This is a genomic window from Pigmentiphaga sp., assembly GCF_019689535.1.
In the GTDB taxonomy this organism is placed as follows: Bacteria; Pseudomonadota; Gammaproteobacteria; order Burkholderiales; family Burkholderiaceae_B; genus Pigmentiphaga.
The window spans coordinates 1-4,153 of record NZ_JADGHH010000250.1 but is presented as its reverse complement, the minus strand read 5'-3'; the positions used below and the strand labels follow the sequence as shown (position 1 = coordinate 4,153).

Annotated in this window: 2 protein-coding genes and 1 tRNA gene; 1 reads left to right on the top strand and 2 read right to left on the bottom strand. The window is 63.3% G+C overall.

The window, feature by feature from the left end; translation table 11 throughout:
* Positions 1-176: 176 nt before the first annotated feature.
* Both IRZ12_RS16060 and IRZ12_RS16055 read right to left on the bottom strand, forming a co-directional pair.
* Positions 177-252, bottom strand: a tRNA-Asn gene (locus IRZ12_RS16060).
* Positions 253-294: 42 nt separating this feature from the next.
* On the bottom strand, positions 295-1,497 hold the full coding sequence (locus tag IRZ12_RS16055) for an amino acid aminotransferase (protein ID WP_296470576.1): 1,203 nt from the start codon (positions 1,495-1,497) through the stop codon (positions 295-297).
* 421 nt (positions 1,498-1,918) lie between these two features.
* Between IRZ12_RS16055 and uvrB the strand changes: the two genes are divergently transcribed.
* On the top strand, positions 1,919-4,069 hold the full coding sequence (gene uvrB / locus IRZ12_RS16050) for an excinuclease ABC subunit UvrB (protein WP_296470573.1): 2,151 nt from the start codon (positions 1,919-1,921) through the stop codon (positions 4,067-4,069).
* The last annotated feature ends 84 nt before the right edge of the window (positions 4,070-4,153 follow it).

Below are 4,153 nucleotides of genomic sequence, written 5' to 3'. Positions count from 1 at the left end.
GTTGTCGCAAACGGCTGGAAGCGCCGCGGCAAAGAGGGGGCGGGCGAGAAGGGGGAGGAGCGCCGACCGGAAACCCACGCCCCGCAAGCCGCATGGATGGGTTCGCAAGGAGAGGTGGCAGGGGCGCCGGCCGGAAATAAAAAACGGACGCCGAAGCGTCCGTCTTCATTGATCTTTGGCTCCCCGAGCAGGGCTCGAACCTGCGACCTGCGGATTAACAGTCCGTCGCTCTACCGACTGAGCTATCGGGGAATCGAGCCCAAGACTATAGCATGAATCACTCCATGCTCCAAATCACTTCAACACGGCGGCGATGCCATCGGCCACTGCGTCGATGTTGCGGCTGTTGAGCGCCGCGACGCAGATGCGGCCCGTGGACACGGCGTAAATGCCATGCTCCTCGCGCAGGCGATCGACCTGGGCTGCCGTCAGGCCCGAGTACGAGAACATGCCGCGCTGCTGCAGCACGAAATCGAAGTTGCGGGTCACGCCGCGTTCCTTGAGCTTAGCCACGAGCGAGGCGCGCATGGTGCGGATGCGGTCGCGCATTTCGCCCAGCTCCGCTTCCCACTCGGCGCGCAGGTCGGGCGAAGTCAGCACCTTGGCCACCACCGTGCCCCCGTGGGTCGGCGGGTTGGAGTAGTTGGTGCGGATCACGCGCTTGAGCTGGCTCAGCACCCGGGCGCTCTCGTCCTTGTCGGAGGCGATCATGGTCAGGGCACCCACGCGCTCGCCATACAGCGAGAACGACTTCGAGAACGATGAACTGATCAACGCCGTCAGGCCAGCCGCCGCGAACTGGCGCACGGCGGTCGCATCGGCGTCGATGCCGTCGCCGAAGCCCTGGTAGGCAATGTCGAGGAACGGAATCAGGCCACGCGCCTTGACGACTTCCACGACCTTGGCCCATTGCTCGCTGGTGAGGTCCACGCCGGTGGGGTTGTGGCAGCAGGCGTGCAGCACGACGATCGTATTGGCCGGATAGCTCTCCAGCGCCGCGATCATGCCGGCGAAGTCCACGCCATGGGTGGCGGCATCGTAATAGGGGTAGTTGACCACCTCGAAGCCAGCGTATTCGAAGAGGGCGCGGTGGTTCTCCCAACTCGGGTTGCTGATGGCGACCTTGGCATTGGGCACCAGGCGCTTGAGGAAGTCGGCACCGATCTTGAGGGCGCCGGTCCCGCCCAGGCTCTGGGCGGTCAGCACGCGGCCTTCGGCAATCAAGGGCGAACCGGCGCCCAGCAGCAGTTCCTGCACCGCGCGGTTATAGCCGGGCAGCCCTTCGATGGGCAGGTATCCACGTGCGGATGCGGCGTCGACGAGCGCCTGCTCCGCCTTGCGAACGGCCTTGAGCAGGGGAATTCGACCTTCATCGTTGTAATACACGCCCACACCCAGGTTGACCTTATTGCTGCGGGTATCGGCGTTGAATTGTTCTGTCAGGCCCAGGATGGGGTCGCGAGGAGCCAGTTCTACGGCTGCGAAGAGCGAAGTCATTGAAAGCGTCCGTTTAGCGCGCGGGGTTGAAGGAAGAAACTGTGCAGGGGATAATGGAAGATTGCTTTTTACAATGCGAAATCCGGTGGTGGTTCGGCGAGCAGGCCTGGTGAGCAGCTTGGGTGGACAGGTCTGACGAACTTTTACAGGCTGGCAATTACAGGCTGGCAATTACAGGCTGGCAATTACAGGCTAACAATTGCAGGCTGACAAGCTGTTCGACGAGCTGTTCCGCGGCCCCCAGCCGCTTACCGGCGACCTCGTGGTTCCCGGGCGGCCCTTGGCAACGGCCATGCGGCAACGCTGGCGCGGGACTCATGGGGAGCCTGCCGGAGGTGCCGAAGGAAGATGCCGAAGTGGGCTGCCGGAACTCTAGGGCCGTTTCGCTGCCGAAGTTTTCCTGATGAAACAAGAGTCTAGCATGCAGACTACCTCTTCCGAAGGGCTGCGGGCCGCAGCCGAGGCGCGGGAACTCGTGGCGGCCGCCGCCGAGGCGAAGAATTTCGAGCCGGGCTTCGTCACGTTCGAAGGCAGCCCGTTTCAGCTCTACCAGCCGTATCCGCCGGCCGGGGACCAGCCCACGGCCATCGACCAGCTTTGCGAAGGCATCGAGGACGGCCTGATGTACCAGATCCTGCTCGGCGTGACCGGCTCGGGCAAGACTTACACCATGGCCAACGTGATCGCCCGCCTGGGAAGGCCGGCGATCATCCTCGCCCCGAACAAAACGCTGGCCGCACAGCTATACGCCGAAATGCGCGAGTTCTTCCCCCGCAACGCGGTGGAGTATTTCGTCTCGTACTACGACTACTACCAGCCCGAGGCCTACGTGCCTACGCGCGACTTGTTCATCGAGAAGGACTCGTCCATCAACGAGCACATCGAGCAGATGCGGCTGTCGGCCACCAAAAGCCTGCTCGAACGGCGCGATACCGTCATCGTGGCGAGCGTTTCCTGCATCTATGGCATCGGCAATCCGGACGACTACCACAACATGGTACTGCTGCTGCGGACGGGCGACCGCATCGGGCAGCGCGACATCATCGCGCGCCTGGTGGCGATGCAGTACACCCGGAACGACACAGACTTCCTCCGCGGCACGTTCCGCGTGCGAGGCGAGCGGATCGACGTGTTTCCCGCCGAACATGCCGAACTGGCGCTGCGCATTACTTTGTTCGACGACGAGATCGAAACCTTGGAGCTATTCGACCCGCTCACAGGCAAAGTGCGGCAGAAAATCCTGCGTTTTGCCGTGTATCCGGGGTCGCATTACGTCACGCCGCGGGCCACGGTGCTGCGCGCCATCGAGACGATCAAGCAGGAGCTCAAGGAGCGCGTCAAGTTCTTCGTCGACAACGGAAAACTGGTCGAGGCCCAGCGCCTCGAACAACGTACCCGCTTCGACCTGGAAATGCTCCAGGAGCTTGGCTTCTGCAAAGGCATCGAAAACTACTCGCGCCACCTCTCCGGCGCCAAGCCGGGCGAACCGCCTCCGACGCTCGTGGACTACCTGCCTGCGGACGCGCTGATGATCATCGACGAGAGCCACGTCACGATCGGGCAGGTGGGGGCGATGTACAAAGGCGACCGGTCGCGCAAGGAAACGCTGGTGAATTACGGGTTCCGCCTGCCGTCGGCGCTGGACAACCGGCCCCTGAAGTTCGAGGAGTTCGAGGCGAAGATGCGCCAGACCATTTTCGTCTCGGCCACGCCCGCCGATTACGAGAAACGCCACGCCGACGCAATCGTCGAACAGGTGGTGCGTCCTACCGGGCTGGTCGACCCGGTCGTCGAGGTCCGGCCGGCGCTGAACCAGGTGGATGACGTGCTAGGTGAAATCCACCTGCGCGTGGCCAAGAACGAACGGGTGCTGATCACCACGCTCACCAAGCGCATGGCCGAAGACCTGACCGACTTCCTGACGGACCACGGCATCAAGGTGCGCTACCTCCATTCCGACATCGACACGGTCGAACGGGTGGAAATCCTGCGCGACTTGCGCCTGGGGACGTTCGACGTCTTGGTCGGCATCAACCTGCTGCGCGAGGGGCTGGACATTCCGGAGGTGTCCCTGGTGGCCATCCTGGATGCCGACAAGGAAGGCTTCCTGCGCTCCGAGCGGAGCCTGATCCAGACCATAGGCCGGGCGGCCCGCAACCTGAACGGCAAGGCGATCCTCTATGCCGACACCGTCACCGAATCGATGCGGCGCGCCCTGGACGAGACCTCGCGCAGGCGCGAGAAGCAGCTGCGTTTCAATGAAGAGCACGGCATCGTGCCCCAGGGCGTCAAGAAGGAGGTCCGCGACCTTATCGACGGCGTTTACGTGCCGCCGGAAACGCCGAGCGCAGGCACGGGGGATGCCGCCAAGCTCGAGGCGATGGGCGAGAAGCAAGTCGCCAAAGAGATCAAGAAGCTGGAGAAGGCCATGTTGGAATACGCCCGCAACCTGGAGTTCGAAAAAGCCGCCCGGGCGCGCGACCAATTGCTCGCGCTCAAGGAAAAGCTCTTCGGCGCGGGCGGCCGGCATGCCGACGAGGAGGCGCTCTCTGCGCCCGACGGGGGCGCTTGAAGAAGGGCGGATGCCCTTGTGCAACGCGAAATATTTTTGCACCATATTGGTGCAGCTGCGTGCTCGAGTTGGGGATCCGTGGCT

What these genes read in the sequence shown, in the direction of transcription:
- IRZ12_RS16055 (WP_296470576.1), bottom strand. Translation starts at nt 1,497, where the DNA reads ATGACTTCGCTCTTCGCAGCCGTAGAACTGGCTCCTCGCGACCCCATC.
- uvrB (WP_296470573.1), top strand. Translation starts at nt 1,919, where the DNA reads ATGCAGACTACCTCTTCCGAAGGGCTGCGGGCCGCAGCCGAGGCGCGG.